15 protein-coding genes and 1 pseudogene are annotated in these 26,710 nt (G+C 71.4%); 11 read left to right on the forward strand and 5 right to left on the reverse strand.

The window, feature by feature from the left end; all coding sequences use genetic code 11:
* Positions 1 to 400: 400 nt before the first annotated feature.
* Complete coding sequence (sepH, locus tag DRB96_RS11665; RefSeq protein ID WP_112453347.1) at positions 401 to 1,417, forward strand: septation protein SepH; 1,017 nt, start codon at positions 401 to 403, stop codon at positions 1,415 to 1,417.
* Positions 1,418 to 1,492: 75 nt separating this feature from the next.
* On the opposite strand, the gene DRB96_RS11670 is transcribed toward sepH, so the two are convergent.
* The gene (locus tag DRB96_RS11670; protein ID WP_112453348.1) at positions 1,493 to 2,353 is read right to left on the reverse strand and encodes a sulfurtransferase; all 861 of its coding nucleotides are present in this window, start codon (positions 2,351 to 2,353) and stop codon (positions 1,493 to 1,495) included.
* 183 nt (positions 2,354 to 2,536) lie between these two features.
* On the opposite strand from DRB96_RS11670, the gene DRB96_RS11675 reads away from it, so the two are divergent.
* A complete protein-coding gene (locus tag DRB96_RS11675) occupies positions 2,537 to 3,322 on the forward strand; it encodes a VOC family protein (RefSeq protein ID WP_112453349.1) in 786 nt (261 codons plus the stop codon).
* A gap of 47 nt (positions 3,323 to 3,369) precedes the next feature.
* On the opposite strand, the gene DRB96_RS11680 is transcribed toward DRB96_RS11675, so the two are convergent.
* Positions 3,370 to 5,832: an MDR family MFS transporter gene (locus DRB96_RS11680; RefSeq protein ID WP_112448393.1), complete on the reverse strand. Its 2,463-nt coding sequence runs from the start codon at positions 5,830 to 5,832 to the stop codon at positions 3,370 to 3,372.
* Between the two features lie 455 nt (positions 5,833 to 6,287).
* Between DRB96_RS11680 and DRB96_RS11685 the strand changes: the two genes are divergently transcribed.
* The 6 genes from DRB96_RS11685 to DRB96_RS11710 all read left to right on the forward strand — a co-directional run bounded on the left by DRB96_RS11685 (position 6,288) and on the right by DRB96_RS11710 (position 15,232).
* Complete coding sequence (locus DRB96_RS11685) at positions 6,288 to 7,427, forward strand: DUF11 domain-containing protein (RefSeq protein WP_162688590.1); 1,140 nt, start codon at positions 6,288 to 6,290, stop codon at positions 7,425 to 7,427.
* Positions 7,428 to 7,507: 80 nt separating this feature from the next.
* Positions 7,508 to 9,640, forward strand: a complete 2,133-nt coding sequence (locus DRB96_RS11690) for a DUF11 domain-containing protein (protein ID WP_112448396.1) — start codon at positions 7,508 to 7,510, stop codon at positions 9,638 to 9,640.
* An 89-nt stretch (positions 9,641 to 9,729) separates the two neighbouring features.
* Positions 9,730 to 11,820 carry a DUF11 domain-containing protein gene (locus tag DRB96_RS11695; protein WP_112448397.1) on the forward strand — a complete coding sequence of 697 codons (2,091 nt, stop codon included), beginning with the start codon at positions 9,730 to 9,732 and terminating at the stop codon, positions 11,818 to 11,820.
* A 181-nt stretch (positions 11,821 to 12,001) separates the two neighbouring features.
* On the forward strand, positions 12,002 to 12,502 hold the full coding sequence (locus DRB96_RS11700) for a hypothetical protein (RefSeq protein WP_112448398.1): 501 nt from the start codon (positions 12,002 to 12,004) through the stop codon (positions 12,500 to 12,502).
* Positions 12,503 to 12,624: 122 nt separating this feature from the next.
* The gene (locus DRB96_RS11705) at positions 12,625 to 13,074 is read left to right on the forward strand and encodes a hypothetical protein (RefSeq protein WP_112448400.1); all 450 of its coding nucleotides are present in this window, start codon (positions 12,625 to 12,627) and stop codon (positions 13,072 to 13,074) included.
* Between the two features lie 205 nt (positions 13,075 to 13,279).
* Entirely contained in the window at positions 13,280 to 15,232 is a 1,953-nt protein-coding gene (locus tag DRB96_RS11710) for an NAD-binding lipoprotein (protein ID WP_239516159.1), read from the forward strand.
* Positions 15,233 to 15,238: 6 nt separating this feature from the next.
* On the opposite strand, the gene DRB96_RS11715 is transcribed toward DRB96_RS11710, so the two are convergent.
* Both DRB96_RS11715 and DRB96_RS11720 read right to left on the reverse strand, forming a co-directional pair.
* On the reverse strand, positions 15,239 to 17,176 hold the full coding sequence (locus DRB96_RS11715) for an NAD(P)/FAD-dependent oxidoreductase (protein ID WP_204358013.1): 1,938 nt from the start codon (positions 17,174 to 17,176) through the stop codon (positions 15,239 to 15,241).
* Between the two features lie 181 nt (positions 17,177 to 17,357).
* Positions 17,358 to 18,014, reverse strand: a pseudogene (locus tag DRB96_RS11720) (thymidine kinase).
* Between the two features lie 104 nt (positions 18,015 to 18,118).
* On the opposite strand from DRB96_RS11720, the gene DRB96_RS11725 reads away from it, so the two are divergent.
* On the forward strand, positions 18,119 to 19,858 hold the full coding sequence (locus DRB96_RS11725; RefSeq protein ID WP_239516158.1) for a translation initiation factor 2: 1,740 nt from the start codon (positions 18,119 to 18,121) through the stop codon (positions 19,856 to 19,858).
* Here the strand turns inward: DRB96_RS11725 and DRB96_RS11730 are convergent.
* Entirely contained in the window at positions 19,846 to 21,939 is a 2,094-nt protein-coding gene (locus tag DRB96_RS11730) for an NB-ARC domain-containing protein (protein WP_112448403.1), read from the reverse strand. The two genes, DRB96_RS11725 and DRB96_RS11730, sit on opposite strands and share 13 nt — an antisense overlap.
* A 352-nt stretch (positions 21,940 to 22,291) precedes the next feature.
* Between DRB96_RS11730 and DRB96_RS46250 the strand changes: the two genes are divergently transcribed.
* Complete coding sequence (locus tag DRB96_RS46250; RefSeq protein ID WP_343234515.1) at positions 22,292 to 22,552, forward strand: hypothetical protein; 261 nt, start codon at positions 22,292 to 22,294, stop codon at positions 22,550 to 22,552.
* A gap of 150 nt (positions 22,553 to 22,702) precedes the next feature.
* On the forward strand, positions 22,703 to 26,455 hold the full coding sequence (locus DRB96_RS11740; protein WP_162688589.1) for a hypothetical protein: 3,753 nt from the start codon (positions 22,703 to 22,705) through the stop codon (positions 26,453 to 26,455).
* Positions 26,456 to 26,710: the final 255 nt, after the last annotated feature.

A 26,710-nucleotide genomic window follows, 5' to 3' on the forward strand; every position in this document is an offset into this window, starting at 1 on the left:
CGGACGCGGACCCCTTTCAGGGCAGCCCAACTCCCGCCGTCCGAGACAAGTTCGGCGGCGCGGCGGTCCACCCAGGTGGCCCGAATGGAGTACTGTGGCGAGCCCTGGGGCCGTCCTTCCTTACGGATGTCCGGACCCGGGAGAGGGGGCCGGCTGATGGAGAAACGGCACTCGAGACCGGTGATGCCGCGGTATTGCACGGCTCCTGCTGCGCACAGTAATCGTTCGGTCACTGTGCGTACCCAACAGGTAACCGTGCCATAACAGCGATCAAGGGCGCATGCCCGACACGCCGGTTTAACTCGGCAAGGTAGTGGCAGGCTGCACCCGGGCAGGCCACACTCGACTAGCGGAAGCAGCGACGCACGTGACGTCGGCAGGCACCACCCGGGAGGTCCCCATGCCCGAACTGCGTGTCGTGGCCGTCTCCAATGACGGCACACGACTGGTGCTCAAGGCTGCGGACAGCACGGAGTACACGCTTCCGATCGACGAGCGTCTCCGGGCCGCCGTGCGCAATGACCGTGCGCGCCTGAACCAGATCGAGATCGAGGTGGAGAGCCACCTCCGCCCCCGCGACATCCAGGCCCGCATACGGGCCGGTGCCTCCGCTGAGGAGGTCGCCCAGATGGCCGGCATCCCCGTCGACCGCGTACGCCGCTTCGAGGGCCCCGTGCTCGCCGAGCGCGCGTTCATGGCCGAGCGGGCCCGCAAGACCCCCGTACGCCGGCCCGGCGAGAACACCGGACCCCAGCTCGGCGAGGCCGTGCAGGAACGGCTCACGCTGCGCGGGGCCGAGAAGGAATCCGTCCAGTGGGACTCCTGGCGCCGCGACGACGGCACTTGGGAGGTCCTCCTCGTCTACCGGGTCGCGGGCGAACCGCACTCGGCGAGCTGGACCTACGACCCGCCGCGCCGGCTGGTCGTGGCCGTGGACGACGAGGCCCGCTCCCTGATCGGCGAGTCGGACGACCTGCCGGCGACGCCGGAGCCGAGCTTCCCCTTCGTGCCGAGGATCGCGCGGCTGCCGCGCGACCGGCCGCTGGACCGCGCGCTCGACCGGCAGATGGAACGCCCGGTCGCGCCCGCCCCGCCGCCGGAGCCGGAGGCCGAGGAAGAGCGGGACACCCTGACGGCCCTGCTGGAGGCGGTGCCGAGCTTCCGCGGCGATCTGGTGGTCCCGGAGCCGGTGGAGGAGCCGGAGGCGGCGGAGCCGCCTGCCGCGTCGGCCTCGACCGGTGCGGGCTCCGCGTACGCGGACGTGCTGATGCCCCGTACGGTGGCGGGCCACCGCGACCGCCTGACGGGTACGACCGACCGCCAGGCGGAGGCCGACGGCGTCCGCCCCGGCCGCCGCGCGGCCGTCCCGAGCTGGGACGAGATCGTCTTCGGCACCCGCCGCAAGAAGCAGGAGTAGGCCCCGGGCCGGGCCCCGCGCGACGCGTCACGCCGCGCGGGGGCCGGCCGCGGGCGAGCCCGGGCCCTCTCGGGCCTATCCGGGCAGGTCGCCCACGGCAACCTCGCGCGCCGGGTCCGAGGACCACTCCGACCAGCTGCCCGCGTACAGGGCCGCCGGGATGCCCGCCGTCTCCAGGGCCAGGACCTCGTGGGCCCCGGAGACGCCCGAGCCGCAGTACACGCCGACCGGAGCCGGGCCGTCCGCGCGCACGCCGAGCGCCGCGAAGCGCTCCCGCAGGGTGTCCGGCGCCCGCAGCAGGCCGTCCGGGCCCGTGTTTTCCGTGGTCGGGGCCGACAGCGCGCCCGGGATGTGTCCGCCGACGCGGTCGATGGGTTCCACCTCGCCCCGGTAGCGCTCCCCCGCCCGCGCGTCCAGCAGGACCCCCGTCCGGGCCAGCGCCGCCGCCCCGTCCGCGTCCAGGAGCCCGACCGCACCGGGATTTGGCTTGAAATCACCCTCCTGTGCAGGGGTGGCGTCCGCCGAGAGGGGGCCGCCCCCGGCCGTCCACGCGGCCAGTCCCCCGTCCAGGACCCGTACGTCCGCGTGACCCGTCCAGCGCAACAGCCACCACGCCCGCGCCGCCGCCCAGCCCTGGCCGCCGTCGTACACGACCACGGGCGCCCCCGCCGAGACGCCGGCCCGCCGCATCACCGCGCCGAACGCCTCCGGGTCGGGGAGCGGATGGCGGCCCCCCGACCCCGCCGGGCCAGCGAGTTCCGCGTCGAGGTCGACGTAGACGGCGCCCGGCAGGTGCCCCGCCTCGTACGCGGGCCGCTGGTTCGGGCCGCCGAGCTGCCAGCGGATGTCCAGGAGGACCGGCGGCCGGGGGCCGGCCAGTTCGGTCTGCAGAGCGGCGGCCGAGAGGACCGGGGAAGGGGTGGCGTTCGCAGTCATGCGGGCCATTTTGCTCCCCGCCACGCACCCCGTGTAACAAGCCGGACATCGACGGGCCGCACTGATTCGGTCATCTCTCCAGGCGTGCCCCCGAACCCGGCCGGTCGGGGCGCGCCGAGCCCCTCGGGGTGGAAGCATCACTTTGGGAAACCCTCACGCGTGATCACGGAGGAGACGGCTGACATGACCGAGGCATCGGAAGCAACGCGGCGCACGCCCGGCACGCCGTGCTGGGCGAGCCTGATGGTGCACAGCCTCGGAAGCACCGAGGAGTTCTACGCCGACCTGTTCGGCTGGGAGTACGAGCCCGGCCCCGAGCAGCTGGGCCCGTACGTCCGGGCCATGCTCGACGGGCGGGAGGTGGCCGGCATCGGCGAGCTGCCGCCGGACCAGCACCTGCCGGTGGCGTGGACGACGTACCTCGCCACGGACGACGCCGACGCGACAGCCGAATCGATCCGCTCCTGCGGCGGCACGGTCGCGGTGGGGCCGCTGGACGCCGGAGCGGCCGGTCGGGTGGCCATCTGCTCGGACCCGCTGGGCGCGATCTTCGGACTCTGGCAGGCGGGCGCCCACCTCGGCACCTGGTCGGCCGGGACATCGGGCATCCCGGTGTGGAACGAGCTGGTCACGCAGGACGCCTCGACGGTCGGCAAGTTCTACGAGCACGTCTTCGGCCACGAGGCCAGGGCGCACGCGGACGCCTCCGACGACTTCGACCACCTCACGCTGTTCCTGGAGGGCCGGCCGGTGGCCGCCGTGCACGGGGTCGGCCGGGCCCTGCCGCACGACCGGGGGCCGCACTGGATGACGTACTTCGAGGTCGAGGACACCGATGCGGCCGCCGACCGGGTCGAACGGCTCGGCGGCCGGATCATCACCCCGCCGCGCGAGGGCCTCAGCGGCCGGCTGGCCACGGTGGCGGACCCGGAGGGCGCGGTCTTCGCGCTCGTCCACACCAGGCGGTAGCGGGCACCGGCCGCCGGGCCCCCGGCCCGGCGGCGTGGACGGCAGGCCTACCAGGGCGCCGGGGCGGCCTGCCGTACGGCGCCCCGCGGCATCGCGGAGGTGACCATCAGCCCGCCGATCAGACCCCCGAGCAGCACGGCTCCGAACGCCCACCACAGGGCGGTGGTGTAGCCGCCCCAGATCATCTCGGTGACCGACTCCGACGCCTCGGTGCGGCGGAGCGACTCCATGGCGACGCCGAGCAGCATGGCGCCGACCGCCTCGCCCAGCTGCTGGGCCGTGACGACGGCCGCGGAGGCCGCACCGGCGTGCCGCGGGACGACGGCGGCGGTCGCGGTGGCGAAGATCGGCACGAAGGCCAGACCGATGCCGACGCCGGTGAGGAGCATGCCGGGCAGCACCTTCACCTGGTAGGCGTCACCGGCTTCGAGGCCGGTCAGGAGCAGCAGCCCGCCGGCGGTGAGCACCAGTCCCGCGGCGATCAGGATCTGCGGCGCGGCGCGGTGCAGCAGCAGGGCGGAGACGGCGGAGCCGATGGCGACCGCGGCGACCACGGGCAGGAGGAGCAGCCCGGCCGTGGCGGATCCGTACCCGATGACCTGCGTCATGTGGAAGGTCGTGGCCGTGGACAGGATGATGAATCCGATCCCGGCCAGGAGCATGGCGAGGAGGCAGCCGAGGCGGTTGCGGTCCCCGAAGACGTACGGCGCGAGGAGCGGCTCGGCCGCCCTGCTCTGCCACCACAGGAAAGCGCCGAGCAGGAGGCCGCCGGCCACGAGCACGACCGGCACCAGGACGTTCGCCCAGCCGCGCGAGCCGGCTTCGAGGAAGCCGTAGAGCAGGGCCGCGAGTGCGGCTGAGCCGAGGCACGTGCCGAGCAGGTCGAGGCGGGCGCCGGTCCGGCCCGGGAGCTCGCGCGGCAGGGAGAGCGTGAGCAGCAGGGCGATCACCGCGAGGGGGACGGCCAGGTACAGGCACCAGCGCCAGTTCAGGGCGTCGATGAGGAAGCCGCCGGCGAGCAGCCCGAGGGCCGCACCGCCGCCCGCGATCGTGGCGTAGACCCCGAAGGCCCTGCCGCGTTCCTTGGGGTCGGTGAAGCCGGCGACCAGCAGGGAGAGCGCCGCCGGTGTCAGCAGCGCGGCGAAGACACCCTGCAGGACACGGGCCCAGAGCAGCATGCCGGGCCCGGCGGCCGCGCCGCCGAGTACGGAGACCGCGGCGAACCCGGCCAGGCCGATGATCAGGGCCCGCCTGCGCCCCACCAGGTCCGTGACGTGCCCGCCGAGCAGCAGCAGCGCGCCGAAGACGAGCCAGTAGAGGTTGAACAGCGGGCCCAGGTCGCCGCTGGCGAGGCCGAGGTCGTGCTGGACGGAGGACAGCCCCATGCCGGAGACCGTCGCGGAGAGCACGACCATCAGCTGCACCACGGCGGCCACCGCCAGGCCCCGCCAACGCCCGGGATACGGGGACCCGGAGTCCTGCAGGGGGGCCTCGGTCGGCGCGTACTCGGGCGGTGGCGGCGTCGGCTGCAGCCGGGGCTGGGGCTGGTGCTGGGGCTGCGCGGGCGCGACGCGGGGGTCCGGCCGCGCGGCCGGGGTTTCGGCGGGCATCGCGGGGGCGTAGTCCAGCAACAGCGCCGCGTGGCGTCCGAGTTGTGCCAGGACGGCGCCCGGCAGCCATTCCGCGGCCCGGTCCGTCGCCGTGCGCTCGGCCACCTGCCGGGGCGTGGGGCGCCTGGCCGGGTCCTTGTGCAGGCAGGCGCGCACGAGGTCGAGGAGCTCCTCCGGCACGCCGGTCAGGTCCGCCTCCTCCTCGGCCACGCGGAAGAGGTGGGCGTTGAGGCCGGTGTCCGCGGCGCCGAACAGCAGGCGTCCGGTGGCGGCGTAGACGAGGACGGCGCCGAGGCAGAAGACGTCGCTGGCGGGTGTGAGTTCGAGGCCGCGGACCTGTTCCGGCGACATGAAGCCGGGAGAGCCGATCAGCATGCCGGTGTTGGTGAGCAGGCTGTCCCCGGCGAGGCTGTCCATCGCCCGGGCGATGCCGAAGTCGATGACGCGGGGTCCGTCGACGGTGACGAGCACGTTGGACGGCTTGAGGTCACGGTGGATCAGACCCGCCTCGTGCACGGCCTGCAGGGCGAGGGCGAGGCGGTTGGCGAGGGTGTGGACCGAGTACTCGGGCAGCGGCCCGAAGTCCTTGGCGACCACGGCGTGCAGGTCGGGCCCCGGGATGTACTGGGTCGCCACCCAGGGCACGGCGGCCTCGGGGTCGGCGTCGAGCACGGCCGCCGTCCAACTCCCGCCCACCCGCCGGGCGGCGGCCACTTCACGGGCGAACCGCTTGCGGAAGTCCGGGTTGCCGGCGTACTCGGCTTGCACCACCTTCACGGCCACGGTGCGCCCACCCTCGGAGCGGCCGAGGTAGACCAGGCCCATTCCGCCGGCGCCCAGCCGGGCGATCAGGCGGTACGGGCCGATACGGGTCGGGTCTTCGGTGATCAGCTGGTCCACGACAGCAAGATAGTTCAACTATCCAAGGCTGGTGGGTCCATCACTCGAATCCGACCCCTTCGACCCCTGGCGCGATCGGCCCAGCGTACGGCCGACGGGCTGAATTCCATCACTCATTAGTCATACATGATCAACCAGACTGCACCCTTTCTCCCGATTTGTGTGAATAGCTGACCGCGCTGGTCCTCCTTGGGCGAGCCGACTTCCCCGGAGGGCAACCGATGCGACGCGTCCCGAGAAACCGGCCCGGTGCTTCGTACCGGCGCACGCCGGCCGCGCTCTGCGCGGTGGCCGCATGCGGCCTCCTCTCCCTCGCACCCTCCGCCGCGGCCGCGCCGGACCCCGGATCCACCATGTCCACCGGATCCACCGTGTCCGAGCCTGGCGGTCCCTCCGCGGCCGGCCAGCCGGCCGGGGATGCGGCCGGGGGTGCGGCCGGTAGTGCGGATCTGGCGGTGTCCGGCACGGTGCGGCCCACCGCGACCGGCGCCCGGGACAACCGGGAGAGCGCGGCCCCGGCGGTGCGGGAGACCTTCGACTACCTCGTGACGGTGACCAACCGGGGCCCGTCCTCCGCCCGGCAGGTCCGCGTCACCGACCGCCTGCCGCCCTCCTTGGAGTTCGTCTCGTCCCGGGACGGCTGCGCCCCGAGCGGCAGCACCGCGGTGTGCGGGCCGTTGGCCACCCTCGCGGCGGGCGCCTCGCACACGTGGGTGATCACCGTGCGGCTCGCGGCCGGCTACCACGGGGACGGCGCGGACATCGTCAACGAGGCGGTCGTCGACGCGGCCACCTCGGATCCGGACTCCCGGAACAACACCTCCTCCCTGACCGGCCTGAAGGTCCCGCCCAGTGCGCGGACGGCCGATCTGTCGCTGCGCAAGACGGCGCTGCTCGCGAAGGGGCGGGAGCACGTCAAGCCGGGCGAGAAGTTCACGTACCTGATCACGGTGCTCAACCAGGGCCCGGCGACGGCGCGGCGGCTCCAGGTCACCGACCGGCTGCCGGCCTCGCTGGCCCTGCTCTCCTCACCCGACGACTGCGAGATCCCGAAGGGCGGGGACCGACTGGTGGTGTGTCCGCCGCTGGAGCGGCTGGCGGCCGGGGAGAAGGCGGAGTTCCGGATCACCGTACGGGCCGCCGGCGGGGACCGGGCGGCCCAGCCACCGGCCGGCAGGTGCACGCCCATCGAGAACGTCGCACGCGTCACCTCGGCGAGTTTCGACCCCGACCTCTCGGACAACGCCAACGAGCCCGGTACGACGGGGCCGAAAGGCGGCCGCCTGTGCCTGGTGTCCGACAGGAACGAGGACCAGCACGGCCGTGAGGACGGCCACGAGGACCAGGACGACCGGGAAGACCAGGACGGACAGCACGGCCAGGACGGACAGCACGGCCAGGACGGCCAGGACGGCCACCGAGGCCAGGAGGACCACCACGGCCGCGAGGACCACCACGGCGGTCCGGACCACCACGCCGCCAAGGGCGACCTGGCCGACTCCGGCGCCGGTGTCCCGCGGTGGCTCATGTGGGCCTCGGCCGCCCTGATGGCCGGCGGAGCGATGCTGCGGACGGTCTTCCGGGCACGGGCTTGACCCCGGTCCGCCGCGCGAGCCGTGGCGGACCGGCACCGGGGGGTGCGACCGCTGAGCGAGGAGATGAGGATCGTGCCCGTATGACCCTGCCCTGGAGCACCTGGTGGCGGAGGGCCGCCGTACCGCTGCTGTGCACGGCCGCGCTGCTGCCGGCGACGACATCGGCGGCGGCCGCGGACGGCGACCGGACCGGCGACCGGACCGGCCGGCGGGCCGAAGGGCACGGCGGACCCCGTGCGCTCGCCTTCCCCCTCAACGAGACCTTCGACAGCTCCACCAACCTGGGCACCACGAGCGGCGGCGCGAGCTACCCGGGAGAGGGCTGGCTGCGCCTGACGTCCGCCGGCACCAACCAGGCCGGCACGTGGAGGATGAAGGACTCCTTCCCCTCCAGCCTCGGCATCCTGGCCGAGTTCAGCTACGCCACGTACGGCGGAACCGCCATCGAGGGCAAGCGGGGTGACGGGCTGTCGTTCTACCTGACCGACGGCGCGGCGGCCGCCGGCGCCGGCCCGTCCGGCGGCAGCCTCGGCTACGCCTGCACGGGCCCGGTGCCGTCCCGCTGCACGACCTCGGGCGTACCGGGCGCCTACCTCGGCATCGGACTGGACGAGTTCGGCAACTTTTCCTCGACCGTGGTCGGCAACGGCGGGCCGGGGGGCCAGCCCAACAAGATCGTGGTGCGCGGCGGAGGCAGCGCCTCGACGGGGTACCGCTACGCCACGGCCGCCGACGGACCGGGCAATACCGTGGAGACCGGCAGCCGCGCCAAGCAGCGCACGGCGCGCGTGTCCCTGCTGCCCAGCGGTACGAAGATGCTGCTGTCGGTGTGGTCCGACAGCGGCCCCGGCACGGCCATGGACCAGCTGATCACCGACTTCGACGTCACGGGCATCACCGGCCAGCCGGCGCTGCCCGCCACCCTCAAGGTCGGTTTCTCCGCGAGCACCGGCGGCGCGACGAACATCCACGAGATCGACGACCTCCAGATCAACGTGCCGGCCGACCTGACCATCGCGAAGACGGGCTCCCCGGCGAGCGTGCCCGCCGGCGGCGGACCGGTGACCTACACGCTGGCCGTCTCCAACAGCCAGGCCAACGAGGTCACCGGAGCCGTCGTGCGCGACACCGTGCCCGGTCTGACCAACGTGACCTGGACCTGCCGCGCCGGCACCGGCGGGACCTGCGGACGGGCGTCGGGCAGCGGGAACACCCTGGACACGACGGCCGACTTCCAGCGCGGCGGCTCCGTCACCTACACGGTCACCGGTACGGCCCCGGCGCAGCCGGCCACCCTGACGAACACGGCCACCGTGACCGCCCCGGAGGACCGCAAGGACACCAACCCGGCCGACAACAGCGCGACCGCCGCCGCCACGGTCGTGACGGCGCGCGCCGACGTGGCGGCGGAGAAGGAGGGGCTCGGCTCCGGGCCCGTGGCCCCGGGCCAGGAGTTCGAGTACCGGATCACGGCACGCAACCTGGGGCCCTCCCACACGACCGCCGTCCAGCTCTCCGACACCCTTCCCGGGCCGCTGCGGTTCGTCTCCTCCGGCGACGGGTGCACGGCCTCGGGCCAGGTGCTGTCCTGCCCGGTCCGCGATCAGCTGAACGCCGGTACCAGCACCTCGTGGACGGTGCGCGTACGGCTGGACCCGGCCTATCAGGGCGACGGCTCGGACCTCGGGAACGTCGCGTCGCTCCGGCACGCCGTCGCCGATCCGCAGCCCGCGAACAACACCAGCGCGGCCGCCGCTCCGCCCGGCGGGGTGGCGGCCGCCCGGGCCGACCTCTCGCTGACCAAGGCCGCCGAGACCCGCTCCCCCGTGGCCCCCGGGGAGACCTTCACCTACACGGTGACCGTGCGCAACGGCGGCCCGTCCGTGGCCCGGAAGGTCACGGTCGCCGACCCGCTGCCCGCGGCGCTCGCCTTCGTCTCCTCGCCCGGGGGCTGCAGCGCCGCCGGCCGGGACGTCACCTGCGGCACCGAGGCGACCCTGGACCCGGGCGGGGTCCGGTCGTGGACCTTCACCGTGCGCCTCGACCCGGCGTACACCGGTGACGGGACGGGCCTGCGCAACACGGCGACCGCCCGCGCGGACACCGCCGACGCGAACCCGCTCGACAACAGCGGCTCGGCCGGCGTGCCCGGCGGGCGCGTCCGCCCGCCGAGCTCCGACATCGAGCTCACCAAGCACGCCACCGCGGGCTGACGGGGCGCCCGCCCATCCGCCCCCTTCCCCCGAACTCCCGTACAGCGCTCTGTACGGTCCTCTCCCGCACGAAACGGAAACGATGCGCGATGACGACGACACCAGGCCGGCGCCCGGCGGTGTGGGCCCTGGCTCCGCTGCTCTGCGCCGCGGCCCTGTGGGCCGGACCGGTCCCCGCGGCCGCCGCCCTGCCCGGCGGAGGGCATACGGTCGAGGTGACGGCACAGCGTGCCAAGGCCCCCGGTGACCTGATCACCTACACCCTGACCGCGCGGAACAAGGGCCCGTCGGTGGCCCGGAAGGTCATCGCGACGGACCGGCTCCCCAACGGGATGTCCTTCGTGGGCTCCTCCGACGGCTGCACCGCCACCGGCCAGACCGTCACGTGCGGGCCCGAACCGCAGCTGGCCGCCGGGGAGACCAAGAGCTGGTCCTTCCAGGCCCGGCTGAGCCCCTCGTACCAGGGCGACGGCTCCGACCTCGGCAACAGCGCCACGGGCACGTCGGAAGCCACCGATCCCGACCCCGCCAACAACAAGCCGGATCCGGTGCTGCCTCCGGGGCCGTTCGATCCCGTCTCGGACCTGGCCACCGTCAAGACCCCGCTGGGCGCGGGGCCGACGGTCCCGGGCCAGGAGTACGAGTACGAGGTCCGCACGACCAACAAGGGGCCCTCGGACGCGCGCAACGTCGTGGTGACCGACGCCCTGCCCGACGGGCTGACGTTCGTATCCTCGGCCGGTCCGTGCGCTGCTTCCGGACGGACCGTCACCTGTGGTCCGCTGGCCCGCCTCGTGCCGGGCGCGGAGGTGAAGTGGACGTTCAAGGTGAAGCTGGACGCCGCCTACGCCGGTGACGGCAGCGACCTGCGCAACACCGCGACCTCCGCCTCCGCGTCCAAGGACCCGGAGCCCACCGACAACACCTCGCACGCCGTACTGCCCCCGGGCGGGGTGACCGCCCCGCAGGCCGACGTGTGGACGACCAAGCGGCCCGCGAACGACACCCCGATCGCACCCGGGCAGACCTTCGAGTACGTGGTGACCGCGACCAACGACGGCCCGTCCCGGGCCGTCGGCACGGCGATCACCGACAAGCTGCCCGCGCAGCTCGCCTTCGTCTCCTCCCCCGACGGCTGCTCGGACACCGACGGTACGGTCAGCTGCGGCCCGGTGGCCGTACTGGAGCCGGCGGCGTCCCGCACCTGGCGGTTCACCGTCCGCCTCGACAGCGGCTACACCGGCAACGGCTCCGACATCCGCAACACGGCGACCGCCGCCTCGCGGACCAAGGACCCCAAACCGGAGAACAACACGAGCAGCCCGGCGGGCCTGCCCGGCAGCACCGTCAACAAGCCGACCGCGGACCTGGCGGTGACCAAGGAGGCAGTCGGCACCAAGCCGCCGGTGCCGGGCGAGACCTTCGACTACCGGATCCGGGTCACCAACAACGGCCCGTCCGCCGACGCCTTCAACGTCAAGCTCTCCGACAACCTCCCCGAGGGCCTCTCGTACGTGGCGTCCTCCCCCGCCGGATGCACCGTCGCCGGACACCTGGTGTCGTGCAAGCGCACCAGCCCGCTCAAGGTCGGCGAGACGGTCGAGTACCTGCTCACCGTCAAGGTCGATCCCGCGTACGGCGGCGACGGCAGCGACCTGAAGAACACCGCCCGGGTGACGGCGGACAACATCGACCCGGCGAGCCAGAACGACAGCAGCACCGCGACCGTGCCCGGCGGGCACGTCACGGACCCCGCCGCGGACCTCGCCATCACCAAGAAGCCCGTCCAGACGGCCCCCGTGGCCCCGGGCGAGACCTTCGACTACGCCCTGACCGTCACCAACAACGGCCCCTCGCAGGCCGAGCAGATCACGGTCTCCGACACGCTGCCGACCGCGCTGAGCTTCGTCTCCGGCGACGCCACGTGCACCTCCGGACGGACCGTCACCTGCGGCCCGCTGCCGCGCCTGGCGCCCGGGGCCTCGATGACCTGGGTCATCAAGGTGAAGCTGGACCCGGAGTACACCGGCAACGGCTCCGACATCCGCAACACCGCCACCGTCGACTCGCTGACCGCCGACCCCAGGCCCGCGAACAACACGAGCGCGGCCGCCGGCCCGCCCGGCGGCACGGTCAAGGACCCGACGGCCGACTTGGAGGTGGGCAAGACGACCCCCTGACCACACGGCGCGTACGGCGCGTACGGAAGGCCGGCAGGGCACCGCGCCCCGCCGGCCTTCCGGCGTGCCGGGGAGGGACTCCGGGACGCACCTCGCGCGGACGATCACTCGGATGACGGACCGGGCGGGCGGGGCGGGCCCGGCGGCCCTTGACTGGACGGAGTCGAATCAAGGAGGCGTGATGGCAGGCGTACGCGGGCACGGGCTGGCAGGTGTGGTGATGGTGGCCCTGGCGTTGGGCGCCACGGGCTGTTCGGACGGCGACGGAGCCTCCGCCGCGGCCTCGAAGGCGGCGTCCGCCGCGGCGTCGGCGGGGGCGGTGGTGTCCTCGGCCGCCTCCGCGGCGTCGGAGGCGGTCGAGTCGGCGGCGGCCGTCGCGAAGGACAAGCTCTCCGAGGTCAAGGACGGCGTCGACGCGAAGGACGAGGTCACGCTGGGCGCGCCCGCGAAGGACGCGGACGGGCGCTCCACCGTGTCGGTCTCCGCCAGGAACTCGGACGGTTCGAAGAAGTCCTTCGCCGTGCAGGTGGACTTCAAGGACGAGAGCGGAAAGCTCCTGGACACCGTGGTGGTCACGATCTCGGACGTGGCCGCGAACGCCACCGGCGAGGGCACGGCGCGCAGCACCCACACGCTGTCGGGCACGGTCACGGCGGAGACGGGGAAGGCCCTGCGCTACTGAGCCGCGCGACGGGGAGTCGAATTCACCCGAACGGCGGCGCTCCGGTGTCCGTCCGCGCCCCCGCCGCGGACGCTGGCCCAGACGCCGGACCCTCGGCGTCCCGCCCGACGAAGGAGCTTCTCGTGGCACAGACAACGCCCCCCAGCAGGGCCCCCCGAAGTCAGGACCCCACCGCCGGGCAGAGCGCGTGGGCGGCGGGCGGCACGGTGTTCGCCGGTGTCCTGATGCTCGTCGAAGGCGTCCTCGGCATCCTCAAGGGGATCGTCGGCATCGCGGAGGACGACGTCTACACGCGCGTCGGCGACTACACCTTCAAGTTCGACGTCACGGCGTGGGGCTGGATCCACCTCATCGTGGGCATCGTGCTCGCCGTCGTCGGCGTGGGCATCCTCAAGGGCGCCGCGTGGGCCAGGGTCACGGGCGTGGTGATCGCCTCGCTGGACATCATCCTGAACTTCCTGTGGCTGCCCTACACGCCGCTCTGGGCGCTCATCTCGATCGCCATCGGCGTCTTCGTCATCTGGGCCCTGTGCACGGACAGGAGCGACACCCGCCGGACCACCGCGACCTGACCGGAGGCGGCCCCCGCCGCCTCCTCCGTCCACGCGCCGAGCGCCGGGGCACTGCTCCGGCGCTCGGCGCACCCTTGGCGCGTTCACACCTCTGGGTGAGCCCGGCGGGGTTCTCGGCGGGCCGGAGCGGCGATCTGCCTAGGCTGGCTCCCGGAGTGGCGGGCAGCCGCTCCACCGGCGCGTCGACTCACGTACGGGAGCTTGTGTGGCGCAGCAACACACGACGTCACTGCGGCTCCGCCTCCGGTACCGCTTCGACCATCTGGTCTCGGGGGGAACGGCCGCGCTCATCGGCTGGCTCGCCCTGGCCTGCCTCGCCGTCGTCGTTCCGGCGAGCACGGTCCTCGTATGGTCCGACCGGGCCGCTCCGGCCACGCTCTCCGGCCGGCTCGCCGCCGTGTGGGTCAGCGTCGGCCAGACCCTGAAGATCGGGGGTGCGCTCGGCTCCCCGCTCTACGTGCTGGCCTCCGTGTCCCTCGCGCTCGTGGCGCTGCTCTTCGTGTCGACCCTGGTCAGCCTGATCACCACGGGCATCAACGGGCGCATCATGTCGCTGCGCCTCGGCCACTCCACCGTGGTGGAGACGCGGGACACCGTCGTACTGGGGTGGTCGGACCAGGTGTTCCCCGTGATCGCGGAGCTGGTGGCCGCGAACGCGAACCAGCGCCTCTCCGCCATCGCCGTGCTCGCCCCGCAGGACAAGGTGCGGATGGAGGACGAGATCTCCACCCGCGTCAGCGACAGGGCCAGGGGCCGGACGCGGATCGTCTGCCGCAGCGGGAGCACCACCGACCCCACCGAGCTGTGCCGGGTGAGTCCGCACACCGCGAAGGCGGTGCTGGTGCTGCCTCCCGCCGGGGACTCGGGTGACGCCCACGTGGTGAAGACGCTGCTCGCCCTCGACGCGGCCGTCCCCGGGGCGGGAGGTGGCGGAGCCGTGGTGGTCGCCGCCGTCCGCGACTCCCGCAACCACATGACCGCCAAGCTGGCCGCCGGACCCTTGGGACACGTCCTGTGCGTCGACGACATCGTCGCCCGGCTCCTCGTCCAGACCGCCCTGCAGCCCGGCCTCTCGCTCGTCTACTCGGAGCTGCTGGCCTTCGAGGGCGACGAGTTGTACCCGGTCGCCGCCGAGGACCTCGTGGGGCGTACGTTCGGAGAGGCGCTGCTGTCCTTCGCCACGTCCTCGGCGGTCGGCCTGCTGCACCCCGACGGGAGCGTCACCCTCAATCCCGGTCCGGGGTCGGTGATCGGCCCGGCCGACCGGATCATCGTCATCTCCCGGGACGACGACACGGCCGTGCGGGAGGACGTCGCCTCCCATGTCGAGGAGGCCGCGATCGTGACGGCCGGGGGCTGGACCGCCCGGCCCGAGCGCCTCCTCATGCTCGGCTGGAACCGCCGCGCCCGGCTCGTCATCGAGCAGCTCGACCAGTACGTGAGCCCGGGAACCACCCTCGACGTCGTGGCGCTCGGCGAGTACGCGGCCACGCCCGGCGGCCGGGCCGTCCCCGCCTCGTGGTCCCGCCTCGAAGTCTCCTTCCACGACGGCGACATCACCGATCCGCTCACCCTGGCCAAGCTGGACGTGCCCTCGTACGACAGCGTGATCGTGCTCGGTGAGGCGGATCCCGTGCCCCCGGCTCCGGACTCGCCCATCGCCCCCCTCGCCACGGCGACGGATCCGCAGGCCCGGGCCGACGACAGGACACTGGTCGCCCTGCTGCACCTGCGGGCCATCGGGGAGTGCGCACAGGTGGAACTCGCGCTCACCACCGAGATGTCCGACGACGGCAACCGGCTCCTCGCGCCCGCCCGGGACGGCGCCGACTTCATCGTGAGCGGCAGGCTGATCAGCCTGCTGATGACCCAGATCTCGGAGAGTCCGTATCTCGCGGAGGTCTTCGAGGAGTTGTTCAAAGCGGAGGGCCACGAGTTCCACCTCAGGCCGGCCGCGGACTACGTCCGGGCCGGCGCCGAGGTCTCCTTCGCCACCGTCGTCGAATCGGCGCGGCGGCGCCGCGAGTGCGCGGTCGGCTACCGGCTGCGCGCTCGTGGCTCCACGGGCCCCGACTTCGGGGTGCGGATCAATCCCGACAAGCGGCAGCGGGTCCGGTTCTGCGAGGAGGACTGGCTGATCGTGCTCGCCGAGAGCTGACGGCCGCTACGCCGTGTGGACTTCCAGGGCGGTCCGCACCGCGGATTCCAGGGCTCCCTCGATCCAGGCGGGCTTGATGGAGGTGTGGCACCCGGCGAAGTGCAGAGCCCCCTCGGCGCTTCGGACATGGGGGAAGAGCTCGGTGTGCTGGCCCGGCAGCAGCACGGACGCCTCACCGTAGGCGTACGGGTCGCGCATCCAGGACTGGGTGCGGCCGACGCCCGTGTAGAACACCTCGATGCGCTGCCCGAACACCTCCTGGACGCCGGCGAGGGCGCGCGGGTAGCGCTCCTCGTCGTCCAGGGAGTCCCACTTCAGGGCGTCGTCCGACCAGCTGTAGGAGGCGAGGATGACGCCGCCCGCGCTGCCTTCGACGGGGTAGGAGGGCTGGAACATGAACCGGTTGGGGTTGTCGGTGGCCGACCCGCCGCCGATGACGCCGGCCGCCTCGGGCTGGTCTCGGGTGACCACCCGGCTGGCGGCGTAGTGGGAGCGCTGGCCCGCGGAGATGTGGCCCCCGGGTACGGAGGAGTGGGCGCCCAGCAGGGTCCCGTTCGCCGGGCTCTGCCCGGTCTGGTACTTCCGGTACAGCCCGGGCTGTACGGCCTCCAGCTCGCGCTTCCAGTCGGCCTCGTCGAACTCCCACCAGCGGCGGCTGAATTCGAGCAGCACCTTCGTGGCGGCGTCGTAGTGCAGCTCGGTGACCGCGCGCCGCTTGCCGTACGAGAGCGCCGGGCTGACGGGGATGTGGCGCAGCCCGGAGAAGGGGACGGTGATGATGGCGGTGTCGGCGGTGAAGGTCTCGCGCCGCACGGGGCTGCCGCCGCGGCCCTCGGAGACGGTTTCGACGCTGACCGTGCCCTCGCCGTGGGTGATGCGGGTGGCACGGCGGTCGAGCCGTACGAGGTCCTTGACCCGGGCGTACATCGCGTCGGCCAGGGTGGCGGTGCCGTCGGGCAGTTCGTAGAAGGCGGTGTCGGGGCTGATCAGCGAGGCGCCGATGAAGCTGTGTACGAAGGCGAGGTGCAGGCGGGAGGTGAGGTTCTCGACGGTGCCGATCAGGTCGATGGTCCGCTCGTCGAGCTTGGCCTCCTCCGTCAGGAAGCGGTACATCGACATGTGGCCGTAGCGCTGGATGACGCGCGCCCAGCCCTCGACGAGTTCCTTGTCCTTCTTGCCCTCGATCTCCCCCCGCACGGGGGCGAAGGCGTCGCGGACGATCTGCGAGGAGGATACGGACTCGTACGCCTTCGACACTCCGAAGGAACGGTTGAGCGCCTGCGGGGCGCGCGCGTAGTCGGCGCGGCGGACCCGGATGCCGTTGACGTGGATCCACGTGCGGTACGCGGGGCGGCCGGCCCCGTCCACGTCGACCAGGTGGAAGCGGCGGCGCTTGAGGCCGAGGCCGTCCATCAGCCCGGTGACCAGCGGGTGGCTGTCGGGGATGCGCATCGCGCCGGCCTCGGCGTACTGCTTCGGGTCGGCGAAGGGCTGGGCGGCGTTCTCGTGGCCGCCGGTGCGGAAGGTCTTGATCCGGCCGCCCACCCGGTTGGCGTTGGCCTCGATGACGGTGACCTGGTGGCCGGCCTCGCGCAGGAGATGGGCGGCGGTCAGGCCGGCCGGCCCGGCGCCGACGATCAGCACCTTCTTGCCGGGACGGCGCGAGCGGGGCAGGCCGTTCTTCAGCAGGATGTCGGCGTAGCGCGGGACCAGCGGCTGGTCCTCGCCGTCCCGTACGAGGATGGCCCGGGCGATCGTCAGGCAGGCGTCCCAGTCGGCGACCGCGGCGCCGGGGACGGCCTGCGAGGTCTCGGCGGAGGTGACGGCGCCCGCCAGCCCGCCGGCTCCGGCGACGGCGGCGGCGCCGACGATGACGGTACGGCGGGAGGGCCGGCGGGAGGGCGCCGGAGCTTCGGGGGATGCGGAGTTGGCGTCGGGATCCATGATCATGGCCCAACTCTTGCGGCCCTCCCCGGCCCGGACCGCCAGAATGCGCCCGCGCGGGCAAGTACCACCCGGACGTGCGTCTCGGTCCGCCCCGCGCTGACGAACAGCCTTTCGCACGACCGCCCTTCGCCCCCCGCCCCAGGGCCGCCACAGGCCCGCAGGCCCGCAGGGAAGGCCGTCAGGCGTGGTTGACCGGGAGGACGTCCGGGGAGAGGGCTCCGGCGTGAGCCGCGGCCGAGGTCATGCGCTTGCGGTGGTGGCGGCGGCAGAGGACCTCGTAGCCGATCTCCTCCGCCGGACGGTTCACGTCGCCGACCACCACCTGGGCGCCCTCGACCACCATCTCGCCGTCTATCGTGCGGGCGTTGTGCGTGGCACGGGCGCCGCACCAGCACAGGGCCTCCACCTGGAGCTGCTCCAGGCGGTCCGCCAGCTCGATCAGGCGCTGCGAGCCGGGGAACAGCTTCGTACGGAAGTCCGTGGTGATGCCGAAGGCGAAGACGTCCATGTCCAGGTCGTCCACGATCCGGGCCAGCTGGTCGATCTGCTCGGGGGCCAGGAACTGGGCCTCGTCCACGATCACATAGTCCGCCTTGCCGCCCTTGGAGAGCTGGGCGACCACGTACGCGTACAGGTCCATGCCCTCCGGCGCCTCCACCGCCTCCGTCACCAGGCCCAGACGGGAGGACAGCTTGCCCTCCCCCGCACGGTCGTCACGAGTGAAGATCACGCCCTGCAGGCCCCGCGCATCACGGTTGTGGGCGATCTAGAGCGCCAGTGTCTTCTTTCTTGACCATCCACCAACTCGCGCGAAGGCATTGTGGCCGCCTGGCACCGCGCCCCCAGTCTGTTGGGCCGGCCGCGGGACACAGCACACCTAATCAGGCAGGCCACAGCGAAGCCGGATCCTGGCGTTGCGCCGCCGGTACGATCAACGGTATGCCGCCAGAGGCCCTTGACGATTTCGCCCCGTCCTCCAGGAACAACGTTCCCCTTAGTGGCTTTTCAGCTAGAATTGATGATCAGCGGGCAGCGGGCAGCGGGCAGCGGGCAGTCCTCGTCGCCGTTCGGTCCGCGGGGGCCTTGCACCGACTTCTCGACGTACTGCCCGTCTTCGATGGTGACGAACGCATCGCCGTCAGGTTCACCCTGGTACCGGGATCTGCGTTCGACGTGGGCGCCCTCGCGGCATTGGAACTCTCCGGCGCCCGAACCCTCACCTGGGACGAAGCTCATGGCCGCGAGCACGACCTGATCCTGACCGCCAGCCCGAAGGGACCGCTGCGGGCGCTGTCCGGGCCCCGGGTAGTACTGCCGCACGGCGCCGGCTTCAATAAAGCGGTCAGTGGCGACGGTTCACCGCAGCTCCCGTCCGGCCTCGATCCGCATTACCTGCTCGCCCACGGGGAACCCTGGGCCGACCTCCATGCGCTGGCGCACGGCGACCAACTCGCCCGCCTCACCGAGTACTGCCCTCCCGCCGCCGCTCAGGCGACGGTGGTAGGCGACCCCACCCTGGATCGGCTGCTCGGCTCGCTCGCCCACCGGGAGAGCTACCGTTCCGCCCTCGGCACGGGCAGGCGACGCCTCATCGCCCTCACATCCACGTGGGGGCCTGAATCCCTGCTCGCCCAGCGGCCGGAGTTGCCGGGCGAACTCATCGGCCTGCTCCCCCACGACGCGTACCAGATCGCGTTGATCCTCCATCCCAACGAGTACAGCCGGACGGGCTCGTTCGACCTCTCCCGCCAGCTCTCTCCCGCCCTGGCAGCGGGCCTGGTGTTGGCCGGTCCGTACGAGGAATGGGCCGCCCTTCTGGTCGCGGCCGATGCCGTGGTGACCGACCACGGCTCCACCGCCCTCTACGCGGCCGCTCTGGGCCTCGCGATCATCGGCGCGTACGACGGCGGGAGCGAGCTGATCCCAGGCAGCCCCATGGCGGAGGTACTCGCGCGGGCGCCCAGGCTTTCCGAAGCCGCCGAGCTGCCGGGTGCTCTCCTGGCTGCCGCGACCCACGACGCCGGCGGCCTCGCAAGCGCTGCTTTCGCCCACCAGGGTCAAGCCCTGCCGCGGCTCCGCCGCGAGCTCTATCGACTGCTGGGACTGCGGCCGCCCTCCATTCCGGTGGCGCCGCACCCCCTCCCCCGGCCAGTAGTCGTGCCGCCACGACCTGCCGCCTTCTCGGTACGGGCCGACGTATCCGGGAACCAGATCACCATCTCGCGGTTCCCCCCGTCCACCTCCGAGGCTGTGCACCATCTGGCGGCCGAGCATCCGGAGGCCGATCAGCGCCACTTGCAAAGCGCGTCGGTGCTGTGGTGCCGAGCCCGATCCGTCTCCCCCGCTCCACACACCAGCGCCTGGACAGCGGCAGGCTGGACCTCTCGTGCTCTGGACGACGCTCCCGGCTGCCGGACCGCAGCCGCAATCCTCACCCCCGAGCGGTGCCTGATCAGGCACCGCTCGGCGGGACTGCTCAGTGTCCGGATCGAGCCGTGCAGGGCCTCCGGACGTGTCCTGCGCTGCGATCCGGCGGCCGTGGTCTCAGCGGTCCACTCATGGCTGGGCGCCAACGAGCGGTGGACACCTCCAGTGTCGCTCGTCTGCGACACAGGCCCATTCAGTGTCCGTATCCGCCTGGGCCCGGCTGACGAGGCAGACCTCGGTTACGAGCTCTGATCGTCGCTCGGTACTGCGCCGGAGCGCGCAGCCAGCAGCCGCGCCGCGGTCCGGTGCTGCTCCGCGTCCGTGACCTCACCCAGCTCGTCCGCAAGGGCGGCCAGTTCCTCCAGGACGCGCACCTCATCGGCCGTGGATCCTCGCTGACGGGCGCTGTCCAGTGCGGCCTGCACCAGACCGGCCGCTTCTGCCGCCCGGCCTGCGCGCCTCAGCGCACAGCCGAGTTCGAATCCGGTCCGCGCCGTCATCCGCTCCCGTTCTTGCTCCCGCGCCATGCTGTGGGCCTCGCTCAGGAGGGCGACCGCCTGTCCCTGCTCGCCCTGGCGCAGCGCCGTGCGGCCCAGCAAGTAGGTCTGGAGCAGGACTCCGTACGCGTTGCCGATCTCCACGTGCACTCCTCTGGCCGCCTCGAAGTCCGAGGCGGCTCCCGCCCAATCTCCTCTAGCGGACTTCAACAGGCCCCGAAACTCAACGGCCGACGCCTTCAGCTTCCGGTCCCGAGTGGATTCACCCAGTGCCTCGGAGGCACTCAGCGCCTGCCGCAGGTGTGCCTCGGCCTCGCCGTAACGCTCTTGCTCCCACAGCGGCCTGGCCAGCTGGCACCGCATCCGGACCATCGCCGGCAGGCATTCCAGGCGATCGGCAGCGGCCACTCCGATGCGGAAGGCATCTGTCACGTCCGCATAGTGCGGGTGGTCGAGGAAGTGGGTCCACAGGGGTTCGCACAAGGCCCAGGCATCCTCATACAGCTCTGCCTCGAAGGCGAGCCGGACACAGGCAAACAGAGCGAGCCGCTGCGACTCCAGCCACCTCAGAGCCGCCGTCTTGCCGGCGAACTCGATGTCGGGTACGTCCCCGCCCAGTGGACCGGGCAGGTCGGCGAAGGTCATGCGGGGGCCGGCGCTCAGCAGGTCTGCCCGCGCCGACTGGCGCCGATACCAACGAATGAGTCTGTGGAGTGCCTCGGTACGGTCCGCTCCTTCGGGGTCGGCCTGGCGTGCACGGCGGTCGGCATGCCCGCGCAGCAGGTCGTGCATCCGGTATCCCTCGGCCCGGTTCTCCAGGAGGCCGGCCGACTCCAACTCCTCCAGCGCGTCCTCGGCCGACGCCAGTCCACCACTGAGGATCGCCGCGGCAGCCGGAGCGGTGACGGCCGGGGCGGGAAACTGCGACAGCAGGCAGTAGAGCCGTGCGGCCTCCGGTCCGAGCCCTGTGTACGCGGCGTCCCACACCGCCTCCACCATGGGGATGCCCCTCTCGTACAGCTCCGCGGTCAGCTCGGCGACCAGCCGGGACAGGCTGCGTCGGCGGTACTTGCGGACCCACTGGCCTGCCACGTGGAGCGCGGCCGGCAGCCCCCCGCAGCCGCGGGCCAACTCCGCAACAGCCTCCGGCTCCGCCGATAGCCGGGGATCGTCCACGACGCGCCCGAGCAGCCGGACAGCATCGTCCACCGCCAGGAAGTCGACGGGCACCTCGACCGCCGCAACACCGTGGAGGTCATACAGCGAACCTTGGCTGTTCACGATGACGAGACTCCCGGCGGACGCCGGAAGGAGCGGGACGGCTTCCGCTCCGTACCGCGCGTTGTCGACGACCACGATGAGCCGCTTGTCCCGGGTACGTGTCCAGTACTGCTTCGAGCGGCCCGCGAAGGACCGCTCCAACCACTCCGGCGCGACCCCAAGCCCGCTCAGCAACTCCGCGACGGCGTCCGCCACCTCCACCGCTCCATCCCGGCGCAGGTCGTCCAGATCTACGTACAGGATCCCGTCCGGATACCTCTCGCTGAGTTGACGGGCCACGTGGAACCCCAGGGCGGTCTTGCCAATCCCGCCGATCCCGGTCAACCCGACGACCAACGGACCGGCATGGCCTGAGTGGCTCTCGGCGGCCAGAGCAATCCGTTCCTGTTCGGCCTGCCGGTTCTCGAAGTGCACGATTGCGGGCGGCAGCTGAAAGGGCACTGGCTGAGCCGGAGGCATCGCCCCGTGCAGGTGCTGATGCAATTCACCGATACGGCCGGCCTGAACGACCACCTCGGCACGCCCGTCCAGCCTGTTGTACGTCTCCTCAGCCATCCCCCAACGGTACGTTCCGCAAGGCGGGATGGGTGGGAGGACCACTGAATCACGACACCTGCTGCAGGCCTCCTTGGCCGGAAATGAGACCGCCGGGATGAGGCCTTCCCACCGGCATACCCAAGCACGCCGTGGGCCTCGTTCGAAATCGCTACGCCTGGACCTCGACGCTCCTATGGTGGGCACAGACGACGACTCAGGGAGCGTAACCATGGATCCGATTACGGCGGCCGCCCTTGCAGCACTGGCTGGAGGGGTCGGCGGGGAAGCCGGCCGTCATGCGTGGCAAGGACTCACTGCACTCGTCCGGCGCCCCTTCCGGCGCGGGGAGTCCGAAGAGACGCTCCCTGGCGTGAGTTCAAGCCAGCTGGAGCTCGCCTCGCTGGAAGCGGATCCCGCCGATCCGATGCGAGCGCAGGCGCTGGCAACTGCCTTGGGCGTGCGGGCGGCGCTGGACGCCGAGTTCCGAGGCCTTCTCGAAGAATGGTGGCAGCGGACGCAGGCCGTGAACTCAGGCGGCGAGGTCCACAACCACATCAGTGGGGGAACCCAGGGCAAGGTGTTCCAGGGACGGGACTTTTCCAACATCACGTTCAACGTTCGTACTGAGTAGGGCTACTCATCTCCCTGTTGGGCTTCCGCCGTTGGTACGCCGGCGGAAGGTTCGAGGACGTCATGGGACTGGAACGCTGACCGGTTGACTGCCCACCTCTCTTGCCGGAAGGACGCCTCTGGGCCACTGGCCTCCGGCAGAATCGGGTGGGTGTCGAATCGCATCGAAGGCGGGGAGTTCCACCATCCGGTCGTGCAGGCCGGAAACGTGGGCGAGTTGCACATTCACACCGACGGTGCACGTGTCGTCGGACAACTGCTTGCCGAGTCCGAACCACCCTCCGCCGGGGATCAGATTGCTCACCGCGTCGACCTCGATCGCAAGGCGCTGGCTACGGCGCGCAGCATCCGCCCGGGCACCGACGCCGATGGGCTGCAGACTCCGTGGCTGCACACTCCGCTCAGCGATGTCCTCGACGAGTTAACCTCCCCCGGGACAGTTGCGGCTCGCACCCGGTCGGCGGCCGAAGCCCTGCAGCCCTGGGTCGGCTGGGATCCGCCTGCCGAAGGATTTCGACAGCCAACGGCCAAGCGGGTCGAATCAGCCCTCGCGGTGTGGCGTAGCCAGGAGCGTGACCGCGCGGCGTGCCTTCTGGGGGTCGAGGAGCTGGCCACCATGCTCGAAGACGTGCCGCCCGAGTCCGCGAGGGACTATGGCAGCACCATCACGCCGGTTCTGCATCAGGCGGCCTCAGTGGCGGAGGCCATGGGAGTCGTAATCCGTGAGCTGTGTGCAGCGTTCGAAGCATCAGGGCCGCGTGACGATTTGCCTGTCGACCACGTCTCTGCTGAGCGGAGGCTGTTCTCCGCATTGCAGGAACTGCACGCATGCCAGCGCCAGCTGGCTGGTATCGGTATCGACGCTTCCCTGCTCACCCGAGCGACTGGTGCTCTGCTGATTGCCGGAGGGTGGGGCACCGGCAAGTCCTACGGCCTCGGGGCCTGGGCGGAGGCCCGGGTCGAAGCCGGGGCCCCGGTGGCGTTCGTCAGCGGTCGGGAACTCGGCGGCGAGCAGTGGGAGGAGGAAATCGCCGGCGCGGCTACGCCGGGTGGTCGGAGTGGTCCCGTTCGGAACCTGCTCGCGGCGCTTCAAGGGCATGCCCGTGCCAGCGGGAAGAATGCCACGCTGGTGATCGATGCCCTCAACGATGTTGCCACTCTGCGCGGTCATGAGCTGGACGGGTTCGCGTCCCTGACGGTATTGCTGAGGGAGTTCCCCAAGGTCTTGCTCGTGGCATCCACCCGCCTGGACCGGCGCATGTCACAGGACGAAGGTGCGGTCGGGCGCTACGGGATCCACTGGGCGAGCGGTGTGGCGGACCCGGAGAAGGCCTGGGAGGTCCTGCGGGATGTCTACCAGGTGCCCGCGCTGGTTCTTCCACCCGATGTCGCCGAACTGCGCCGACCGTTGATGCTCACCGTGCTCGCCTGGTGCCTGGATCACGAGCGTGACGGAGTGGATGGCGATGCACCCGTGCCAGTGCCAGTGCCCAGCATCGGCGACCTCTTCGAGCGATGGCTGAAGAACCTCGACAAGGACTACTTCCGGTACCTCCATGGTCGGCCGTCCGCCGCCGGCCAACCGTTGGTGAGCCGGGCCTGTGCACTCCTCGGCGAGCGTCTGGGTCTGCAAGATTCCCTCGACCACGGCTCGGCATGTGCGGCTCTGCGCAGCGCGCCTGAATTGGGAGAGCCCGTACAGCTCCTGGAATGGCTCTTCCAGGCGGGTGTATTGGCGTCGGATCCACAGAATCAGCGGATCGGGTTCGCTGTACAGAGGTTCGCCGAGCACGTGTGGGCCCGCAACCTGATGGTCGGACCCGAGCGCCGGCGTCACCTGGCTTCCCTGGTGAGAGATCTGTCCGGCCCTGATGAAACCGCCAATCGGGCCCACCGATTGCTGTCGGCTCTGGCTGGCGTGGTGCCCTACACCCACCCGAAGAAGGAGCTCCCGCACTTCCTGCCGAAGCGATTGCCATCGGCAGCCGTCATGGCTGTTCTGGATTCTCTCGAAGGCAGGCATCGTGATCAGGTCACGCGCCAATCACTCCGTTTCCTGAGGCGTCATACGTCTGACCCCAAGCTGGCACCGTGGGTCTGGTACACAGTGCTGGTGAACTCGGCCTGCCGGAAACATCAAGCTGGTGCCGGCTTCCTGCACCATGAGCTTCGCGGGCTGAAGAAACACCAGTTGGCAAGCCGTTTCATCGTTCCGATGCTGCACCTCTTGGAAGATCGCGACGGAATGGCGATGGTCCAGCAGTTCATCAGATGGGCGGGCTGCGGGGCCGACGAGGTTCGGAAGAACGCCACGGATGTGACCAGAGTGTTGCTGTGGCTTGCTGCAGTTCCCAGCCCTCCACTGCGCGCTCAGTGCGTGCGCACAGTGGCGCAGATCTGGCGGGAAGTTCCCGGGGCGGCGATCGAACAGGTGGAAATCTTCGGGAAGCACCACGACTCGTATATTGCCGAAGCGAGTTGGCTGGCCGCTTACGGTGCCCTCTTGCTGGGCTGTGAGGCAGTTCCAGTGGAGCAGTGGAACGCCGTCGTAATGCGTGACCAGTTCAGGGCACACAGAGGCATCCAACAGACGATCTCCAGCTTGCGGACGTTGCTCTGGCCGTCGTCTGCCCTGCCGTGCGAGGAGCCCAGGGTCGGACTGCCATGGGCTCCTCCGCTGCCGGTCTCCCGGCGAAAGCTGGAGCGGTGCGAGAGCTACTTCGGGTCGATGGTCGAGAAGACCGACAGCCATCCAAGGCGCTATCGGTGGCTGGTCCAGCGGTCTCGGATTCTCAAGCCGAGGCGGCTTGAGGTGAAGATGCGCCGCCGGACGGGCTATCGGCTTGAGGAGTGGCCTGCCTACGCCCAGCAGCAGAAGGTCCTCGAGACCGTCCTGGAGGAATGGCACGGCACGACCAAGTCCGGCCTGGGCGGGCTGCGCGCTTGGTCCGAGCTCTCCGTGCTCGACCGGCGGCACGGGATCGACCCGACCGTCCCACCCGGGTGGCCGACGTCCTCGGCCCACCTGAGTCGGCGGTCCGACTCCTGGTGGTGTGCCCCAGTGGGCGAGGGTGACATCGCCGATGTGCTGAGAGGCTTGCAGCCACCCCGGTTTGCGATGGTGCAAGACCCCGAGGGGGCGGCCTGGTATGTGCTGCGCGCCGAATACAACCTTGACCGGCCTGACGACGCGGAGAGAGGAGGCCAACTGCCGGTTCTCGTCACCGACCCGTACACCGTTCTGCGACTGGACGGGGGCTCGTCGGCGCCCGCCAGACCGGGTACCGGCCAGGGGCATGTCCATGTGGAGGTGGAGACAGTCCTTGTGCGGAGCGACATGCGGGCGGGCGCCATCGCGACCGTGCTGGGTACCGGGGAGTCACCGCATCTGAGCGAGCGATTGCCACTGCAGATGTACCTCGCGGAGTACTTCCGGCGACCAGGAGCTACCACAGGATCCTCATCTGGCGGTGAAGCCACGTCCCCCAGCACGGCGGAATACGAGGATGCCTACCTCGTACGCCTGCCGGACGGTGCCAAGGGCAAGCCGGAGAACCGGGCGGTTCCATCACGGGCGCTGGCCGACCTATTGGACCTCCGTTGGAGCGGCCGGCACCTCGACTTTCATCTTCCCGGGGAACTCCAGCCAGTCCTCCACGACCCGGGCATCGACCGCCACGGACCTCCGGCCTTGCTGCTGGCGGCGGCTGCCATGGACACCCTTGCCACCAAAGGCTGGAACCTGGCTTGGAGAATCAGGGTGACAGAAAGCCGTCGCTTCGGCCGGACGACCTGGACTGGTGTCTGCGGATTCAATGGCGAAGACCTCTGCGGTCAGGAGGGCTTCGGTGAACGGAGCGGTGGTTGGCAGGTCGAACGTCGCAACTACTGGCGCCAGTACTGACGGTCCCGGATGGGCGCAGGCATTCTCAAGGCAGATCGGCCGGAGTGCGCTGCTGAGACGTGAGGCTTTTCGGCACCGGGGGGACCTTCCCGTCCGGGGACCGGCCGCGCCGCGCGGACCGTGGTGTTCGTGCAGGGGTGCTGCCGGCACGCCTGCCCAGAGCACTTGCACATGCCAAAGCACAACGCGGAGTGGTGGCGAAGGCACCCGCGCACCAGGGGCACCAGCGGGCAGGGGGGAACCGGGCACGGAGCA

It is taken from the genome of Streptomyces sp. ICC1 (genome assembly GCF_003287935.1).
Taxonomy (GTDB): Bacteria; Actinomycetota; Actinomycetes; order Streptomycetales; family Streptomycetaceae; genus Streptomyces; species Streptomyces tritrimontium.

Coding starts and splice junctions, on each gene's coding strand:
- DRB96_RS11700 (WP_112448398.1), top strand. CDS start 12,002: ATGGCAGGCGTACGCGGGCACGGGCTGGCAGGTGTGGTGATGGTGGCC.
- DRB96_RS11670 (WP_112453348.1), bottom strand. CDS start 2,353: ATGACTGCGAACGCCACCCCTTCCCCGGTCCTCTCGGCCGCCGCTCTG.
- DRB96_RS11690 (WP_112448396.1), top strand. CDS start 7,508: ATGACCCTGCCCTGGAGCACCTGGTGGCGGAGGGCCGCCGTACCGCTG.
- sepH (WP_112453347.1), top strand. CDS start 401: ATGCCCGAACTGCGTGTCGTGGCCGTCTCCAATGACGGCACACGACTG.
- DRB96_RS11695 (WP_112448397.1), top strand. CDS start 9,730: ATGACGACGACACCAGGCCGGCGCCCGGCGGTGTGGGCCCTGGCTCCG.
- DRB96_RS11725 (WP_239516158.1), top strand. CDS start 18,119: ATGCCGCCAGAGGCCCTTGACGATTTCGCCCCGTCCTCCAGGAACAAC.
- DRB96_RS11715 (WP_204358013.1), bottom strand. CDS start 17,176: ATGGATCCCGACGCCAACTCCGCATCCCCCGAAGCTCCGGCGCCCTCC.
- DRB96_RS11730 (WP_112448403.1), bottom strand. CDS start 21,939: ATGGCTGAGGAGACGTACAACAGGCTGGACGGGCGTGCCGAGGTGGTC.
- DRB96_RS11675 (WP_112453349.1), top strand. CDS start 2,537: ATGACCGAGGCATCGGAAGCAACGCGGCGCACGCCCGGCACGCCGTGC.